The organism is Kluyvera sichuanensis, assembly GCF_040930405.1.
GTDB lineage: Bacteria > Pseudomonadota > Gammaproteobacteria > Enterobacterales > Enterobacteriaceae > Kluyvera > Kluyvera sichuanensis.
On sequence record NZ_CP162271.1, the window covers coordinates 1,801,928 to 1,819,963 of the forward strand.

Below are 18,036 nucleotides of genomic sequence, written 5' to 3' on the forward strand. Positions count from 1 at the left end.
CATTTTCATACAATTTATGTGGTGAATGATTAATGACATTACATAACTAAAAAAGCATTTTTCATCGCACGACATTTTTGTAATCTGACGGGGTAATTTTTCGTGGCAAACGCAAATAAACTCACGGTTTTTATCGTGATTTTCATGCTGGCAGGCATTCTGACCGGCGCAATGATCCATTCCTATGCATCCGCAACAACGATTCAAGTCTGGTCCAGCAACATCACTCTGCTTACCGATATATTCCTGCGACTCATCAAAATGGTTATCGCACCGCTGGTCTTTAGTACTCTGACGGTCGGGATCATGAAGCTCGGCGAAACCTCCACTATCGGCCGCGTAGGCGGTAAAGCGATGGTCTGGTTTATCAGCTCTTCGGTGCTGTCTATTCTGGTGGGTCTGTTTATCGTGACCCTGCAGCATCCGGGCAGCGGCCTGAACCTGGCGGTGCCGAAAGACGCGGTGGAAACCGGTCTGGCGGTGGGCGGTATGAGCCTGAAGGGCTTCCTTTCCCATACCATTCCGACCAGCATCGTCGGTGCCATGGCGGATAACGAAATTCTGCAGATTGTGGTCTTCTCGATGTTCTTCGGTATCGGCGGCGCGTCGCTGGGTCAGAAGTTCAACGCCCCGTTGGTTGCCGCACTGGACGTGGTTTCCCATATCATGCTGAAGGTGACCGGCTACGTGATGTACGTAGCACCTCTGGCCATCTTCGCCGCTATCTCTTCGGTAATCGCCACTGAAGGTCTGGGCATTCTGCTTAACTATGCATCGTTCATCGGCGGCTACTATGTGGCGATTCTGCTGACCTGCTGCGTGCTGGTGGCGCTCGGCTATATGGTGCTGAAGAAAGACGTTTTCCGTCTGCTGAGCATGCTGAAAGATCCGGTGCTGGTAGCGTTCACCACCAGCAGCTCCGAAGCGGCCTACCCGAAAACCCTGGAACAGCTGACCAAATTCGGCTGCTCCCGCAATATCGTGTCGTTCGTTCTGCCAATTGGTTATTCGTTTAACCTGGTGGGTTCGATGGTGTACTGCTCATTCGCCTCAATGTTTATCGCCCAGGCGTACAACATCCACCTGAGCTTCTCTGAGATTGCCGTGCTGATGCTGACGCTGATGCTGGCTTCTAAAGGTATCGCCGGCGTACCGCGCTCTGCGCTGGTAGTACTGGCGGCGACCATTCCTAGCTTCAACATTCCGGTGGCGGGCATCCTGCTGCTGATGGGTATTGACCACTTCCTCGATATGGGACGTTCGGCTATCAACGTGCTGGGTAACGGCGTGGCAACGGCGATGCTGTCGCAGAACGAAGGTCAGCTCGAAGAAATTGAGCCAGAGGTTGTGCAGCAAAATATGTAAGGGTTGAGCCTTTCCCGGCGGCGCTTCGCCTGGACGGGCTACCCTCGAATGTTGCCCGGGCGAACGCAGTGACCCCGGGTTCTGCAGCGAAACAAAAGCCAGACCTCCCGGTCTGGCTAAATCCATCAAAAAACCTTTCACCGTCGCCGCGAAGCCAACTCCCCTCCCCTGACGACCGAAAAGCAATACTCAAGCGCAATGAAAAAAACAGCCCGCCTCACTGGCCGGAGACGGGGTAAAACGCGGTTTAGATAAAGATACGCAGACCCACGGCAGCAAGGTGATCGGAGACGTTGTACGACTCGTCGGTATTGCCGCTGGCTTTCTCATAGCCGTACTCGATATAGGTCACGGCGTTTTTGCCTAACCAGTAATCCGTACCCAGGGTGGTGGACTGGAAGTGCTGACCGTCCATTGCATCACCGCCTTCGGTCCAGTCAAAGTTGGCGTACACGCTCCACTCAGGGGTAATTTTGAACTGAGAGGCGTATTCCAGGCCGAGAATGGTTTCCTGATCGTTGGTGGCGTTGCTGGTACCGCTGGTCGCCGCGTTAACGTCATCCACCTTATTGATGTAGTAGGTCGCCTGGGCAGCGTTATACCAGGTGAAGCCATCGAAGTTGGCGGTGTATTTGGCATTCATCCCCATAGAATAGGTATTACCGTCATAGGATGGGCCGGTGACATAGGTGACCGGTACGGTACCGCCCGTGGAGCCGTAATCTTCGTTGACCGTTTCCGTCCCCTGATTAACCGTATAGTTGTTGTACGCCGCCGCGCCGGAAATAGAGAAGCCGTTATCGAAGCGATACTGCGCCGCCAGCGCGCCGCCGCCGTGAACGGTTGCCGAGCCGTCATGATAGGCGTCGTGCATATCCGGGCCGTCGCCGTAGCCGCTGCCGAAGCTAATGCTATCCACGTCATCATTGCCCTGGCCCATTACGCCAACGGTAAATTCTTTGGTGTTGTAATAGTAAATGGCCGCCGAGTTAATAATATCGGTCGACATCCCGGCAGTGTCGTGTTTTGCCTTACCGCCATAGGCGTAAGTGGTATCAATCCCCAAACCCCAGTCGGTTGGCGCATATTGTTTACCGAAGGTCACCACGCCGTATTCTTCATTGCCGAGGCCCGCATAGGCCTGTCGGGTGTAAACATCGTTGCCCTGATCGTCAGTGGCGGAATCCAGGCCGTGCATCCCGGTTTCGTAATACCCAACGGCGTAATAGCCTTTGTCGTTAATTTTCTGCCGCAGCGCCACGCCAAGACGTGAGTCGTTGTTCTGGATATTATGTTCTACGCTATGCGCGGAATCGTCTTTGGCATACAGACGAACGGAACCCATAATAGAAATTGCCGTGTCATCGCCCTGATAAACCATCTCACCTTTAGTCTGCGTTGCCGTATAGGCCGGCGAGGCGAAGTCGCCGCTGGCAGCCAGCGCATACGCTGGAGCACCTACCGCTGCGGTAATGGCCAGAGCGATAATAGAGGGTTTAATCATTACAGTTTTTACGCGCATAGAAATCCCTTAATCAATATTTAAGATTATGTTTTTGCCACTTTTGAATTTAATAATGGGAAAGAAAGTTTTCTCTCCACGACCAAAATATTAATTGCAGCGGGATTCTATTTTCTATGCGAAATAATAAAAAATAAGATGACGATCACTAAGAATCATTTTCTTTCGACCCATCACATTATGTCGATGATTTTACAAATTAATGAATTAGTAATTCAATTTATTAAGATCTTACTGCAAATATTGATGTAAACATTTCAGAATATAAACAAGAAACCATTCATTTATATTTAACAAACATTTAAAAATAATAATAGATACAACAAACACCGCCATTTTTAACATAAAAATATCATAGCAGACTAATCTATCGTCATTTTAGATTGTTACTTATCGACCACCGAGGAATTCGCGATAAAGTTACCACAAAGAAAAATACATTAAATATATACAGGGGTTATTGATTTAAATATGTCATTCACAACTTAAATAATTATATTTAATGGCTAACCAATATGGTAATAAAAATAAAGCGTGGCTTATCGAGAATTGAGGGGCAGGAATGTATTAAGTGCACAGTTTTTAAATATTGGTGTCGGCCATTTAAAATATTGCGGTGCTTCACATTTAAAACAGGGTTCATCATGTTATAGCGATGAACCCTGTTAATCGCTATCAAGCCGCGTGGCTTGCAGCGCTGTCCAGCAGCGCCATCTCTTCGCTGTTGAGCAGCTTCTCAATGTTCACCAGAATCAGCATACGGTCACCCAGCGCGCCAAGCCCGGTCAGGTACTCCGTTGAGAGGGTGACGGCAAACTCCGGCGCCGGACGAATCTGTTCCGCCGCCAGCGACAGCACATCGGAAACGCCGTCAACCACAATCCCCACCACGCGCTGACCGAGGTTCAGGACAATCACCACCGTGTTGTCGTTGTACTCCACGTCTTCCTGGCTAAACTTCACGCGCAGGTCAACAATCGGCACAATCACGCCGCGCAGGTTGGTCACGCCTTTAATAAAGGCCGGGGTGTTGGCGATGCGCGTCACCTGATCGTAACCGCGGATCTCTTGCACCTTCAGAATATCGATGCCGTACTCTTCATTGCCCAGCGTAAATACCAGGAATTCTTGCCCAGTCGGTTCACCCGCCAGCTTTGTTACATTCGTCATACCGGTCATGTTGTTCCCTTTTTTCTGCGTATCAGGCGGCGGTGCTCGCCAGACGTTTTTCACGGTTGAGCCCCTGCAGTGCAGAGACATCGACAATCAGCGCGACGCTACCGTCGCCAAGAATGGTGGCCGCCGAGATCCCCGGCACTTTGCGGTAGTTGCTTTCAAGGTTTTTCACCACCACCTGATGCTGGCCAATCAACTGATCCACCAGCAGCGCGTAGCGACGCCCGGCGCTTTGCAGGATAACGACAATCCCCTGCGTGGCTTCGGTTTTAGCCCCCTGCACGTCAAAGGCTTTCCACAGCTCGACCAGCGGCAGATATTCGCCGCGTACTTCCAGCACGCGCTCGCCCCCCGCCAGCGGATGCAGATCTTCTTCACGCGGCTGCAGCGACTCCATCACCGCGTTAAGCGGCAGAATAAAGACCTCTTCGCTGACCTTAACCGACATGCCGTCGAGTATCGCCAGCGTCAGCGGCAGCAGAATGCGGATAGTCGTGCCGGTGCCCTGTTTCGACTGGATCTCAACGTGGCCGCCCATCTCCTGGATGTTCCGTTTCACCACGTCCATGCCCACGCCGCGCCCGGAGACATCGGTCACCTGCTCGGCGGTGGAGAAGCCCGGCGCGAAGATCAGCATGCCAACCTCTTCGTCGGTCATGCTTTCATTTACCGCCATTCCCTGCGACATCGCCTTCGCCAGAATGCGCTCGCGGTTCAGCCCTGCACCGTCGTCGGTGACTTCGATACAGATATTGCCGCCCTGATGTTCAGCAGACAAAATCAGGTTACCTACCGCTGATTTTCCCGCCGCCAGACGCGTTTCCGGCAGTTCGATGCCGTGGTCAAGGCTGTTGCGCACGAGGTGCGTTAACGGGTCGATAATGCGTTCAATCAGGCTTTTATCCAGTTCGGTCGAGCTGCCCATCAGCGTCAGTTCGACCTGCTTGCCAAGCTTGCCCGCGAGGTCGCGAACCAGACGCGGGAAGCGGCTGAAAACGTACTCCATCGGCATCATACGAATCGACATCACCGATTCCTGGAGGTCGCGCGCGTTGCGCTGCAGCTGGCCCATGCTGGTAATCAGGTCACCGTGCGATACCGGGTCGAGCGCATTGGAGCGCTGTGCCAGCATCGATTGGGTGATAACCAGTTCACCCACCAGGTTAATCAACTGATCGACCTTCTCTACCGCCACGCGAATACTGGTGGACTCGCTGCTGCGGGCCGCCGGTTTTTCTCGCTCAGCGCGTGGTGCGGCAGGGCTTGCAACGGCAACGGGTGCAGCAACCGCCACTTCAACTGGGGCTTGCGGTTCTTCAACCACCTCTTCAGCGACCTCTTCAACCGCAGCTGGCGCGGCCGAGAAATCGATCTGATCGGCTTCAATGACAAAGCACAGCACGGCGACGAGATCGTCCTCATCCACACTATCGTCAATCACCGCGCTCAGGCTGTCGGCGGTTTTAGTGACCTGGCTTAACGTCGCCAGATTGCTCAGCTCTTCTTCGAGCATATCCGGCTCGCCCGCCTTCAGGCGTGAGAGCGTAATCTGCTTTTTACCGGCCGTTGCGCTGGCATCGGCAGGCGTCTCTGATTCTGCCTGCTGCACAGCGTTATCCACCACGCTTAAGCGTGCGCTACCCGCCACCGGAGGGACGCTTTCACCTTTTGCTTCCAGCGCCAACTGACGCAGCGCATTGCAGATATATTCGAAGCTGGCAGCGTCCGGTTCGGTGGAGCTTTTATAGGCGTCGAGCTGTTCCTGCATAATATCTTTGGTTTCCAAAAACAGGTTGATAATATCGGTGCTGAGCTGCATTTCCCCGCGACGTGCGTCGTCCAGCAGGTTCTCCATCAGGTGCGTCGTTTCCTGCAGCACCGAGAAGCCGAAGGTTCCCGCCCCGCCCTTGATCGAGTGCGCGGCGCGGAAAATAGCATTCAGCTGTTCAGCATCAGGGTCGTCCACCACCAGGTTCAGCAGATGCTGTTCCATATCGGCCAGTAGTTCGTCGGCCTCATCAAAAAATGTCTGATAAAAATCGCTGATATCCATGCTCACGCTATCACCTCGAGTCGGGTTGGGGCGGCGTAGTACCTGCCGCGTCTGAAGCGGTATTCGGCGACTGTAATACGCTTAAAGGTTCATTCTGGCTCTCGGCATTCTCATGGAGAATGGCCTGCTCAGCCTGGTTATTCAGCACCAGCAGGCTGATGCGACGGTTGATCGCATCGTTGCCGCCGTGCTCTGACAAGCGCATCGAGTTTGACATCCCGATAACGCGCAATACTTTGCCGTCGTCCAGCCCGCCAGCGACTAACTCGCGACGCGAGGCGTTGGCGCGGTCCGCCGACAGCTCCCAGTTGCTGTAGCCCCGTTCACCGGAGGCATACGGATAATCATCCGTATGGCCGGAGAGGCTGACTTTGTTAGGAATTTCATTCAGCACCGGAGCGATAGCGCGCAGAATATCGCGCATGTATGGCTCCACTTCAGCACTGCCGGTTTTAAACATCGGGCGGTTCTGGCTGTCGATAATCTGAATACGCAGCCCTTCCTGCACCAGATCGATTTTCAGATGCGGACGCAGCGCGCGCAGTTTCGGATCGGCCTCAATCAACTGGTCCAGCTCGCCGCGAATCCGCTTGAGGCGGTTGGTCTCCATCCGTTTTTTCAGATCGTCAATCGTGGGCTGTTTGTGTACTTCACCCTGCTGCTGGGTGACATCATCACCGCCGCCGGGGATCGGGCTATCGCTGTTCGCCATACGCTGCCCGCCGCTAATTGCCGTCGCCAGCGGGGTACGAAAATACTCGGCAATCTGGATAAGCTCTTTCGGGCTGGAAATGGAGATAAGCCACATCACCAGAAAGAAGGCCATCATGGCGGTCATAAAATCCGCATAGGCAATTTTCCATGAACCGTGGGCGCTGCCGTGCGACTTATGCTTGCGCCGCTTTACGACGACAATAGGATGCGATTGGTTTTTCATGCGTCCTCGGTGGTGGTCTGCTGCTGGCCTGCCGGGTTACGCACCGCACGGACGTGTTCTTCCAGTTCGATGAACGATGGACGTTCGCTGGTGTAAAGGGTTTTGCGGCCAAATTCGACGGCAATCGGCGGCGCATAGCCATTGAGGTTCGACAGTAGCGTGATTTTGACGCACTGCATCATTTTAGTCGTTTCTGCGCTCTTTTGGCGCAGCACGCTGGCCAGCGGCGAAACAAAGCCGTAAGCCAGCAGAATCCCGAGGAAAGTACCGACCATCGCATGGGCAATCAGCGCACCCAACTCCGCCGCCGGGCGGTCCGCTGAGCCTAATGCGTGAACCACCCCCATAACCGCCGCCACGATACCGAACGCGGGCAGCGAGTCGCCCACCAGCGCCAGGCTATTCGCCGGGACTTCACATTCGCTTTCATGGGTTTCAATCTCTTCGTCCATGAGCGCTTCAATTTCGAAGGTGTTCATATTGCCGCTGATGATCAGACGCAGATAATCGACGATAAATTCCAGCATCACCTTATCGGCCAGAATGCGCGGATAGCTGGCAAAAATTTCGCTCTCTTTTGGGTTTTCAATATCGCGTTCCAGGGAGAACATCCCCTGCTGACGCGACTTCGCCATCAGCCGGTAGAGCAGCGCCAGAAGGTCCATATACATCGTTTTGGTGTATTTCGAGCGACGAAACAGCAGCGGCAACGCCTTAAGCGTGCCTTTGATGGCCTTACCGTTGTTGCCGACAATAAACGCGCCGACCCCCGCCCCGCCGATAATTATCAGCTCAGCCGGTTGATACAGTGCCCCAAGGTGTCCGCCGGTCATCATGTAGCCGCCGAAAACTGTCCCCAAAACAACCAGGTAACCTATTAAGATAAGCACGTTATCATCCTTCCACCGTTGACCATGAGTGGAGACAGACGAGCAATTTCACTCACCGATGGGTAAAAAAAAGCAGCGGCCCTTAGGACCGCTGCTGGAGTATGTTTTCTACACCGTGTGAGGTTAAACAGCTTGCTCTATCTGTTCATCCAGCAGTTGTGGATTACTATCGGCAAGATTGTCAGAAAGTTTACGTCTTTTTACTGCGCGAGATGGTGGCTGGCAAAGGCTGCAAACAAAGCTGCCCGCTGGCTGGTGCGCATGGGTAATAAAATTGCCGCCGCAGGAGTGACAGCTGGAGAGTTCAAGCATTCCGCTTTCAACAAAACGCACTAACGTCCACGCGCGGGTCAGCGCCAGAAGCGGGCCATTATCCTGCTGTGGGCATTGTTCGAGGTACAAGCGGTAGGCTTTGATCACGGCATCCACGCCGGAGCACTGTCCGCTTTTGAGTAAAAACTGCCAGGCATTGCAGAACATGGAAGAGTGAATATTCTGTTCCCATGTCATAAACCAGTCTGTGGAAAACGGCAGCATTCCTTTTGGAGGCGGGCTGCCGCGCAGTTCTTTGTACAGTTTAATCAGACGACCACGGCTGAGCTGGGTTTCACTTTCCAGCATCTGCAAACGCGCGCCCAGCGTTATCAACTCCATGGCGAGTTGGATATCGCGGGCTTCCTGAACAATGCTTTTTTCGCTCATCTTCAGGCCCTTTTCTTACGTGCAGGTTCGCCTGAGTGGCTGGCTTCATTCAGCAGTCTGGTGGAGAGCAGAATGCCGGTATGGATCTGCTGCAGGTCGTCAACGCGCGATTCTTGCGTCAGGCGGGTGATGGTTTGAGCATCATCAAAACGGAACTGGCAAACTAACTGATTGGTCTCCGCAATTTTCACCATCTGCGGCAGAGTCAGTTCACCCAGAACTTTCGCCATGGCCTCGTTGATACCAAGACGGAACATAGCAGAAGCCTTATCCTGACCAATCAAACGCTGTGCAAGAAGCAAGTAAGACAAATTGATGTCATAGATGTGCTTTAGCAACTCGGATGTATGCATTTTCCCCATCCCGAATAACCAATTAGTACTTTTATGCGGTCAAACCGCATACCCCGTGATGTCGTCGGGCAAGGCCCGATAAAAATGAATCGGTCGAAATGCATAGCCGATTAGGCGAATCTTTCTGCAGGATTGTCGGTCTGGGCAGTAACCTCTATGACCGCCAATTCTAAACATTTCTTACAATTTACTAAGATTTTTCCTAATTCGACGCAACTTTACTCGCCAGATGTGACACATACAATGTTACTTCACTGTTAATTTGAAATTTATGTGATCGAGCTCACAAAATCAAACCCCATTTTTAGGAGTAATCCATCAGTCACAATTGTGCTTTGCATATTATTTAAGCAAAAAATTCGCTATTTTATTCCAGCCTAACGGATATTCATTCACCAAAACAATTTAACATCCAGCCAGGGGGAAGGACTTTACGTGAGCCAGATGCGAAAAAATTATCACAGATCATACTTTCATTTAATAAATAAAATTCATTTTAAATTCAACAAATTGAAACAATGATTCATTCGCAGCAAATTCATTCGCTTGTTATTTACTTTTCATTAACATTATTTCAGCAAAAATTAAATATTTAGGATCGCTATCGGTTACATAATATATTCAGCGTGGCTTATGCAATCTGCGCATAATTCCACCAATAATTCGCATAAAACTTGCTTATGTATTAGGTTGAGTTATAAACAGCAATATTCCGTCTTCCGCTTGCAGCGGTGCGGTAAAAAGAGTAAGAGATGGAAGGTTAAGCGTGCGTATTCTTCGAGCAAGGAGGTCTGATGTCGTACTCACATCTTTTGGTGGCCGTTGCGCCTACCCCAGAGAGTCATGAGCTGCTAAGGAAAGCCGTCGCCATCGCCAGGCCCGCTAACGCGCGGATTAGCCTGATGACGCTGTCTACCGACCCGGAAATGTATAACCAGTTGGCTGCGCCGATGATGGAGAATTTACGCGAGCTAATGCAGGAGGAGACGCGAACGTTTCTGCAAAGTCTCACTGATGCAGCGGACTACCCCATCTGGAAAACACATATCGCTTCCGGTGAACTGTGCGACCATGTCAAAGCGTTCTGCAAGAACCATCAGGTAGACCTGGTTATTTGCGGTAATCATAACCAAAGCTTCTTTTCGCGTGCGACCTGCTCGGCGAAAGCCATTGCGGGAAATAGCGGCGTGGATGTGCTGTTAGTGACACTGTAACAATATGCAAAACCCGGCGTCGCTGCGCTCGGCCGGGCTACAAAAACACTTACCTGTAGCCCGGTCGAGCGCAGCGACGCCGGGACAAACACCAAACGATCAGACGGTACGCTTCGCCTTCTGTTTGTAGCGGTCAAAAATTACCGCCGCCAGTAGAATCAACCCGCGCACCACATACTGCGAGAACGGCGAAATGTTCAGCAGGTTCATGGCGTTCTCCACCGTCCCCAGAATCAGGATCCCGGCGACCACGTACGAGATCTTACCAATCCCCCCTTTCAGCGACACCCCGCCAAGTACGCACGCCGAGATAACGATCAGCTCATAGCCGATTGAGGTCATCGGCTGGCCGCTGGTCATGCGCGATGCCAGAATAATCCCCGCCGCCGCCGACACCAGGCCGGAGAGCACAAAGATAATGATTTTGGTGCGCACCACCGGAACCCCGGCCAGACGCGCCGCCTCTTCGTTGCCGCCAATCGCCAGCGTGTTACGACCAAAGGTGGTTTTGTTGAGCAGCAGGCCAAAGATAATCAGGCAGCCGACGGTTAACCAGATGGGTGCAGGCAGACCTAGCCAATTGGCATAGCCAAGGGCAAAGAAACGTTCGTCTTCAATTCCGACCGCTTTACCGTCTGAGATAATGTAGGCCAGGCCACGCACTATCTGCATAGTGGCAAGAGTGGTAATCAGCGCGTTGATTTTCAGCTTTGCAATCACAAAACCGTTGACCAGACCGCTAAGCGCCCCCAGCAACAGACCGGCAAAAACGCCAATCCACAGGCTTTCGCTGAGATTAATCACCACCGCCGTGGTTACCCCCGCGCAGGCAATAACCGAGGCAACCGACAGGTCAAAATCGCCAGAGGCCAGGCAGAACAGCATCCCGCAGGCCACCATACCCGACATCGAAATCGCCAGCCCCAGCCCCTTCATGTTGATGAAGGAGGCAAAGTTAGGCACAAAAATAGCGCAGCAGATAAACAGCACGGCAAAGACCACCAGCATGCCGTACTGATCCCAGATACGGCCAAAGCTCAGCGACGTGCGGCGCGCGCCCGGTGTAGTAACAGATGACATCGTAACCTCCTTCCTCAGGCAAGCGCCTGACCGACTTTAGGCATCGCCAGGCTTAACGCCTGTTGTTCATTAGCGCTGTCGTGCAGCAGCTCCCCGGATATTTCCCCTTCCCGCATCACCAGGATGCGGTCGGCCACGCCCAATACTTCCGGCAGGTCGCTGGAGGCAAAGAGCACCGCCACGCCGGAGGCTGCCAGCGCGTAAATCACGTTATAAATTTCATGCTTGGCCCCTACGTCGATACCGCGCGTCGGCTCATCGAGCAGAATGACCTTCATATCCTCGGATAACCAACGACCCAGGATCGCCTTCTGCTGATTGCCTCCGGAGAGGTTCATAATCAGCTGCTGGGCACCGGGCGTTTTGATATTGAGCGATTGAATATGGTGATCGGCGTTGGTCGCTTCCCAGCCATTGTTGATAACGCAGCCAGCGTGGATGTGTTTACGCCGGGCGCTGATGTTGATGTTATCGCGCACCGAATGAACGGGAATAATCCCTTCGGCTTTACGGTCTTCCGGGCACAGCATCATCCCGGCGCGAATCGCCTGCGCGGGCTTATCAATCGTCACCGGTTGACCATCAATGTAAATCTGCCCGCCGCTCAAGCGGGTGCCGCCGAAGATCCCCTTCATCAGTTCACTTCGCCCAGCCCCCACCAGACCGAACAGACCGACGATTTCACCGCTGCGTACCGCCAGCGATATTGGCGTACGCACGCCCGGCGCTTTAACCTGCTCGAGACGCAGACGCACTTCGCCATATTCACGCGGCTGCCAGCCGTAGATATCGCCGATTTCGCGCCCGACCATCGCCTGCACCAATCGGTCGTGGCTTACCGTCTGCATATCATCAAAGGTGCAAACATAACGGCCATCTTTAAACACGGTTATCGCATCGCTAAGCGCAAAGATCTCCTCCATACGGTGGGAGACATAGACGATCACCCGCCCCTCTTTGCGCAGCTCGCGGATCACCCGAAACAGGTTGTCGATCTCACGCGCCGAGAGCGAACTGGTGGGTTCATCAAAGGCGATAACCTTGGCGTTACGCGCCAGCGCCTTGGCAATCTCCACCATCTGCCACTGGCCGATGGAGAGATATTTCAACGGGGTATCAGGGTCAATATCCAGCCCCAGATGCTCCAGCTGCAGACGCGCTTCATAGTTTAAGAGTGAGCGATTAACGAAGCCGCCTCGGCTCGGCAATTGCCCAAGGTAGATATTTTCCGCCACGGTCATTTCCGGGACGAGATGCAGTTCCTGGTAAATAATGGCGATACCTGCGTTCAGCGCCGCAGTGGTATCGGCAAAAGAAATCTCTTCTCCGCGCAGCAGCAAAGACCCGGAGGTCGGCGCGTAGTTGCCGCTGAGAATTTTCAGCAGCGTCGATTTTCCGGCACCGTTCTCCCCCATCAACGCATGCACCTGGCCGCTATAGCAATCGAAGCTAATGTCGGACAGCGCCTTAACGCCGGGGAAGGTTTTACTGATACCGCGGAAAGAGAGATAAGGGGTCGACTGTTGCATCGCAACCTCCACAATGACACAACTCGTCTCCCTCCGCCGTTGCGAAGGGAGCGCTATCAGGACTCAGAGGCCTTTTTTCGCCAACTCTTCTTTGAAGTTATCGCGAGTAATCAGCACCACGTCGGTCACCGCGGTAAATTTCGGTGGTTCCGCGCCTTTCTGTACCCAGTTGTAGAGCAGTTCACTGGTCTTATAGCCGTGGATATCCGGGCTTGGCAGCAGTGAGCCAAAGAAGCCGGTCGCCTGCGCTTTTGACAGTTCGTTCACCGCATCGACGCCGTTAATACCGATACCAATGACGTTCGCCGCTTTAAAGCCCTGGCCTTCCGTCGCGCGGACGCCGCCCAGCACGGTGTTGTCGTTCATCCCGATAATCAGCCACTGTTTCACTTCCGGATGCTGTACCAGCAGGGAGTTACCAGCATCGAAAGCGCCAGGGATATCGTTAGATTTGGTTGGGACCTGATAGATCTGTTTTTCCGGGAAGCCCGCGGCTTTCAGGGCATCCATTGAGCCGGTGGTACGACGACGCGCCGTATCCAGTTCGTTGGCGGTAATCGCCATCACGCCGGTGGTTTTGACATCCCAGCCGCGCTTTTGCATCTCTTTATAGAGTTCCTGCCCCTGACGCGCGCCGATTTCACTGGCGGCCATCATCACCAGCGGCACATCTTCCATCGGTTTGCCTTTGGCATTGACGAACTGGTCATCGACGGTAATCACCTTCATGTCATAACCGCGCGCCTTCGCTACGATGGCTGGCCCCAATTTTGGGTCCGGCGTACAGATAACGAAGCCTTTCGCCCCGCTGGCCGCCAGGCTGTCGATCGCATTCAGCGTTTTCTCTCCGTCCGGCACGGCAATTTTAATCACGTCAAAGCCGAGGTCTTTACCGGCCTTATCGGCAAACTTCCATTCCGTCTGGAACCAGGGTTCCTCCGGTTGCTTCACTAAAAAACCGAGCTTGAGATTTTCGGCCATAGCCGATTGTGACATAACCGCTGCCAGACCAATGGCCGCCAGCGCTTTGGTAAATTTGTGCATGGTTAACTCCAGCCTTAATGTTCTTTTATGTAGGGAAAATCAAATAGGTGATTTAAATTAGACATAAAACAATGTATTAGCTGTTTTATTAACAGCGTTAACGTTGTTGAAACATTAATAGCCAGGAATTGGCTTTGCAGAAGAGAGCGGCATCACACGGCAGAATTACAGTAAAGTGATGCATATATTCAGCAAATAAGTACATATAAGACGCGTGAATTGTCAGACAATTCACGCGGGGGAATAGCAGATATCTCTATATCAGCAGCGGGAATATCCCTTTAGGCGGAATTCGCGCAGTATTACCAACGGTAATAGATATGCTCGGCGTGATCGCGCACCGGCGCTTCATCACCCAGCAGGCGGGCCGAAACGGTAAAGGCGAAATCAAAGACGTGACCGAAGCCTTTGCCGCTGATCAGGTTGCCATCTTCCACAACCGGCGCATCAACGTATTCGCCGTTTTTGACGTCCTGCCATAAATCACCGGAGCAGACGTAACGACGCCCCTTCAGCAGATCGTTACCTGCTAATACACGTGCTGCCGCTGAGCAGATTGGGCAGATCAGTTTGCCGGTCGCATCGTGAGCGGCGACAAATTTAACCACGTCTTTATTCGCCGCCAGATTCACGCTTCCCTGTGGGCCGCCCGGCAGAACCACCGCGTCATACAGCGTATCGAGACGTTCTGCCAGCGTCGCATCAGCGACCATCGGAATATCGTGATAGCTCACTACCGCGCGAGATTCGGCGCACGATACCAGTTCAACGCCGATGTGCAAACGGCGCAGAATATCGATAGTGACAATCGCTTCCCCTTCTTCAAAGCCTGGGGCCAGCAGTACAGCAACCTGTTTCATTTTAACTCCTGTCATTTGAAATCAACGAGTCTTCCCTGAAGCGACGAAACGGGAAGGACTTTACGTAGTTTTTATTACCGAGAACATAATCCTCTAGCCTGCTAATACCAAAAATGATCTAAAACAAATTGAACATCATTCTGATATTTAATACAGCCATCTGAAAATACGCGATTTAGTTAGCATTTATTATTCGTAAAATGCCATTCATAGTAAATAATACGTATTTCATTCGTTATTACCGAATGCAGCAATAAAAACAAGATCACGATCACACTTTTAAGTGCATACGTTGCAATAGCAATCTCTTATGTTAACAAAGCCTTACAGAGAATATACATATTCGTTATATCCACTATTAATCATAGCGTTACGAGAATGTCTTCTTTCCTTGTTAGTTATTCACAATATAGGTTGTAACGAAACGTAAAAAGCAGTTCGTGAGACTTTTCTTATATCCATACTAAGAGTATTCTTTTATTCGACCGGGCGATATTATATCCCCCGGTCGGACGCAAGGACTACAGGTAATATGTAGTCACACTCAAACGCGGAAATAGCGCATGGTTGGCAGCTATTACGCACTATGCGATGTCACGCGTGTCGTTCCTACCAGTAATAAGGATATTTGTATGGCAGTTCCAGGAATGGTTCAAAAGCTTAATGCACAGATGAATCTTGAATTTTCTGCATCTAATCATTATTTGCGTTTGAGCGAGTGGTGCTCAGAACATCGGCTGAATGGAACCGCGACGTTTCTACGTTCACGGGCACAGTCCAGCGTAACGCAGATGATGCGGGTGTTCGATTATATGAAGAAATCTGGCGCTTATCCGGTGGTTAAGGCTTTTGAAACTTGCGAAGATAAATGTGCCACCCTCGAAGATCTTTTCCTTAAAACTCTCGAAGACCACCACCAGCGTGCGTCTACGTTGTCAGAATTAACTGAACAAGCGAAAGTGCTTCATGACGATAGCACCCTGAGTTTCCTGAACGCACTGGAAGAAGAACAGGAACAGGATGGTATCTTGCTGAAGACAATTCTGGATGAAGTTCGCAGCGCGCGTAAAGCGGGCCTGTGTATTCAGCAAACCGATCAGCATCTGCTGAATATTGTTTCTCAACAGCACCATTAATTGAATTCATAAGGGCGGGATCGCCGCCCTTATTTCAGGCGTATTCAGGGCGCTCTGCCCTGATACCTCACCGCGTATTAGTGCGTTGCGTCCTGCGGCGTAAACTTCAGCTCAATCAGCGCAATCGCTTTCTGAATCGCACGCATCGTCACCGGGTCGGCCCCTGCCGGATGGGTGGTAAAATCGATGGTTTTCAGCTGGCTCGCCATTTTTTCACGGACTTCAACCGGGGCGATAACGTCAATAACGTCGAGGATCTGTTTGATAACGAGCTGGCAGGCCACGACATCGGATACCAGTTCATCGTTCGGGGTCAGGTTCTGAGACATTTTTTGCTCCTATTTTGCGGAGCGTAATAGTAACCTACTTTCGCAGAAGATAAAAAAACCTGCCGTGGCAGGTTTTTTTATCAGAACATAGCGCCTGGCGGTACGTCTTTGAAAGTTTTGCAGTAGTTCTCAAACATGCTTTTGAGGATTTTACGCATGCGCTGTTTCATGTTGATGCTCCGGTTTGTTATGCAGGTGTTATTGTCTTTACGCACATAATATGACCGCCATCACAAAAATCAACCATTTTGAGAGTTGAATCACGCTATTTTTATCGATTGCGTTAAATTTATAAAAAATTTGTTATAGAAATCTACCACTTACCAAATCTACAAAAGCTATAAATTTTAAAAATTATTTTGATAGGGTAAAACAACAATGAGTGAGCCTCTCCAGGCCCAGGCGAGCCGCGGGGTATCCCCTGCTGCGCTGCTTGTGGCCGGTGCATTCTTTATGGAGTTCCTGGATGGCACGGTGATTGCCACCGCCCTTCCTGATATGGCGAAAACTTTTGGCGTAGAAGCCGTTGACCTGAACATCGGCATCAGCGCCTACCTGATCACCCTCGCCGTGCTTATCCCCGCCAGCGGCTGGATTGCCGATCGCTTCGGTGCCAGGACGATCTTCAGTCTGGCGCTGGCGATCTTCACCGTCTCCTCCGTCTTCTGCGGCCTGGCGACCAGCGCCCACAGTTTCGTGGCGATGCGCATTTTACAAGGCGTCGGCGGCGCGCTAATGGTGCCGGTTGGGCGACTTGCCGTCCTGCGCACCACGCCTAAGCATCTGCTGATTACCGCCATCGCCACCCTGACCTGGCCCGCGCTCATTGCGCCGATCATCGGGCCACCGCTGGGCGGGTTTATCACCAAGGTCGCCGACTGGCGCTGGATCTTCTTTATTAACGTGCCGCTCGGCATCATCGCGATTCTGCTGGCGCTGCGTATTATCCCGAACATTCGCGACGATGAGCGTCGGCCTTTCGACCTACCGGGCTTTGTGGCGACCTCAGTCTCGATGGTGAGCCTGGTGTATGCCATGGAGCTGCTGGGAGCGGAAAAAATGCAGGGCGGATTAATCGTCGCGCTGCTGGTTATTGGCGCCGCGACCTTCTATTACGCCCTGCGCCATTTCCGCCGCAGCCCGTCACCGATGATCCGCATGGATGCGCTGCAGGTGCCCACGTTCCGGGTGACCATGTACGGCGGCTCGCTGTTCCGCGCCTCCATCAGCGCCGTGCCGTTCCTGCTGCCGCTGCTGTTCCAGGTCGGTTTCGGTATGGACCCGTTCCACTCTGGTCTGTTGGTGCTGGCGGTGTTCGTCGGTAACCTGACAATTAAGCCAGCCACCACGCCGCTTATCCGCAAGCTAGGCTTCCGTCGCCTGCTGCTGCTGAACGGCGCGCTGAACGTGATTGCGCTGGTCGCCTGCGCCTTCTTAACCCCGCAAACGCCGGTATGGGTCATTATGCTGGTGCTGTATCTCGGCGGCGTCTTCCGTTCGATTCAGTTCACTGGCGTCAGCACCCTGGCCTTTGCCGATGTGCCGTCCGCCCAGATGAGCTACGCCAATACGCTGTTCAGTACGGCTAGCCAGTTGGCTATCGGCCTTGGCATCACGCTTGGGGCCATCGGCATTCGCTTAGGAGAGAAGATTAGCGCCGTGCTCAGCCTTAGCGACGTGCCGGGCATCAGCTTCCGCCTGGCGTTCATCTTTATCGCGCTTATCTGCCTGGTGGGGATGATTGATACGCTGCACTTAACGCGGGATGCGGGCAGCGCGGTGTCGAAGAAAGTGAAGCAATAAGCGACACAAACAAAAAACCCACGCCATGGCGTGGGTTTTTATT

At 52.5% G+C, this 18,036-nt stretch carries 17 protein-coding genes; 4 read left to right on the forward strand and 13 right to left on the reverse strand.

The window, feature by feature from the left end; genetic code table 11:
* Positions 1–102: 102 nt before the first annotated feature.
* Entirely contained in the window at positions 103–1,365 is a 1,263-nt protein-coding gene (locus AB2B48_RS08915; RefSeq protein WP_333009885.1) for a dicarboxylate/amino acid:cation symporter, read from the forward strand.
* Positions 1,366–1,612: 247 nt separating this feature from the next.
* On the opposite strand, the gene AB2B48_RS08920 is transcribed toward AB2B48_RS08915, so the two are convergent.
* The 7 genes from AB2B48_RS08920 to flhD all read right to left on the reverse strand — a co-directional run bounded on the left by AB2B48_RS08920 (position 1,613) and on the right by flhD (position 8,998).
* The gene (locus AB2B48_RS08920; RefSeq protein WP_368301564.1) at positions 1,613–2,887 is read right to left on the reverse strand and encodes a porin; all 1,275 of its coding nucleotides are present in this window, start codon (positions 2,885–2,887) and stop codon (positions 1,613–1,615) included.
* Positions 2,888–3,562: 675 nt separating this feature from the next.
* Positions 3,563–4,066: a chemotaxis protein CheW gene (cheW, locus tag AB2B48_RS08925; protein ID WP_035895231.1), complete on the reverse strand. Its 504-nt coding sequence runs from the start codon at positions 4,064–4,066 to the stop codon at positions 3,563–3,565.
* Positions 4,067–4,088: 22 nt separating this feature from the next.
* On the reverse strand, positions 4,089–6,122 hold the full coding sequence (gene cheA / locus AB2B48_RS08930) for a chemotaxis protein CheA (RefSeq protein ID WP_368301565.1): 2,034 nt from the start codon (positions 6,120–6,122) through the stop codon (positions 4,089–4,091).
* A 4-nt stretch (positions 6,123–6,126) separates the two neighbouring features.
* Positions 6,127–7,053, reverse strand: a complete 927-nt coding sequence (gene motB, locus AB2B48_RS08935) for a flagellar motor protein MotB (protein WP_333497582.1) — start codon at positions 7,051–7,053, stop codon at positions 6,127–6,129.
* A complete protein-coding gene (gene motA, locus AB2B48_RS08940) occupies positions 7,050–7,943 on the reverse strand; it encodes a flagellar motor stator protein MotA (RefSeq protein ID WP_185667544.1) in 894 nt (297 codons plus the stop codon). The genes motB and motA overlap by 4 nt, the downstream gene beginning before the upstream one ends.
* A gap of 123 nt (positions 7,944–8,066) precedes the next feature.
* Complete coding sequence (gene flhC, locus AB2B48_RS08945) at positions 8,067–8,651, reverse strand: flagellar transcriptional regulator FlhC (protein WP_181814576.1); 585 nt, start codon at positions 8,649–8,651, stop codon at positions 8,067–8,069.
* On the reverse strand, positions 8,648–8,998 hold the full coding sequence (gene flhD, locus AB2B48_RS08950; RefSeq protein ID WP_368301566.1) for a flagellar transcriptional regulator FlhD: 351 nt from the start codon (positions 8,996–8,998) through the stop codon (positions 8,648–8,650). The genes flhC and flhD overlap by 4 nt, the downstream gene beginning before the upstream one ends.
* Before the next feature lie 794 nt (positions 8,999–9,792).
* On the opposite strand from flhD, the gene uspC reads away from it, so the two are divergent.
* Positions 9,793–10,212, forward strand: a complete 420-nt coding sequence (gene uspC / locus AB2B48_RS08955) for a universal stress protein UspC (RefSeq protein WP_220439278.1) — start codon at positions 9,793–9,795, stop codon at positions 10,210–10,212.
* 99 nt (positions 10,213–10,311) lie between these two features.
* Here the strand turns inward: uspC and araH are convergent, their stop codons facing one another.
* From araH to AB2B48_RS08975, 4 genes are all read right to left on the reverse strand, one after another.
* Positions 10,312–11,292 (reverse strand): arabinose ABC transporter permease AraH, encoded by a 981-nt coding sequence (araH, locus tag AB2B48_RS08960; protein ID WP_368301567.1) that lies wholly within the window; start codon positions 11,290–11,292, stop codon positions 10,312–10,314.
* Between the two features lie 14 nt (positions 11,293–11,306).
* On the reverse strand, positions 11,307–12,821 hold the full coding sequence (araG, locus tag AB2B48_RS08965; protein WP_368301568.1) for an L-arabinose ABC transporter ATP-binding protein AraG: 1,515 nt from the start codon (positions 12,819–12,821) through the stop codon (positions 11,307–11,309).
* 63 nt (positions 12,822–12,884) lie between these two features.
* Positions 12,885–13,865, reverse strand: coding sequence for an arabinose ABC transporter substrate-binding protein (locus tag AB2B48_RS08970; RefSeq protein ID WP_185669426.1), 981 nt, complete (start codon positions 13,863–13,865; stop codon positions 12,885–12,887).
* A gap of 302 nt (positions 13,866–14,167) precedes the next feature.
* Positions 14,168–14,725: a DJ-1/PfpI family protein gene (locus tag AB2B48_RS08975; RefSeq protein WP_368301569.1), complete on the reverse strand. Its 558-nt coding sequence runs from the start codon at positions 14,723–14,725 to the stop codon at positions 14,168–14,170.
* Between the two features lie 632 nt (positions 14,726–15,357).
* Here AB2B48_RS08975 and AB2B48_RS08980 point away from each other — a divergent pair.
* Entirely contained in the window at positions 15,358–15,861 is a 504-nt protein-coding gene (locus AB2B48_RS08980; protein ID WP_185669424.1) for a non-heme ferritin-like protein, read from the forward strand.
* Positions 15,862–15,938: 77 nt separating this feature from the next.
* On the opposite strand, the gene AB2B48_RS08985 is transcribed toward AB2B48_RS08980, so the two are convergent.
* Entirely contained in the window at positions 15,939–16,190 is a 252-nt protein-coding gene (locus AB2B48_RS08985) for a DUF2766 family protein (protein WP_185669423.1), read from the reverse strand.
* Positions 16,191–16,270: 80 nt separating this feature from the next.
* Positions 16,271–16,360 (reverse strand): stress response protein AzuC, encoded by a 90-nt coding sequence (gene azuC, locus AB2B48_RS08990; RefSeq protein WP_015963980.1) that lies wholly within the window; start codon positions 16,358–16,360, stop codon positions 16,271–16,273.
* Between the two features lie 208 nt (positions 16,361–16,568).
* Between azuC and AB2B48_RS08995 the strand changes: the two genes are divergently transcribed.
* Positions 16,569–17,993 carry an MFS transporter gene (locus tag AB2B48_RS08995; RefSeq protein ID WP_185669422.1) on the forward strand — a complete coding sequence of 475 codons (1,425 nt, stop codon included), beginning with the start codon at positions 16,569–16,571 and terminating at the stop codon, positions 17,991–17,993.
* Positions 17,994–18,036 lie beyond the last annotated feature (43 nt).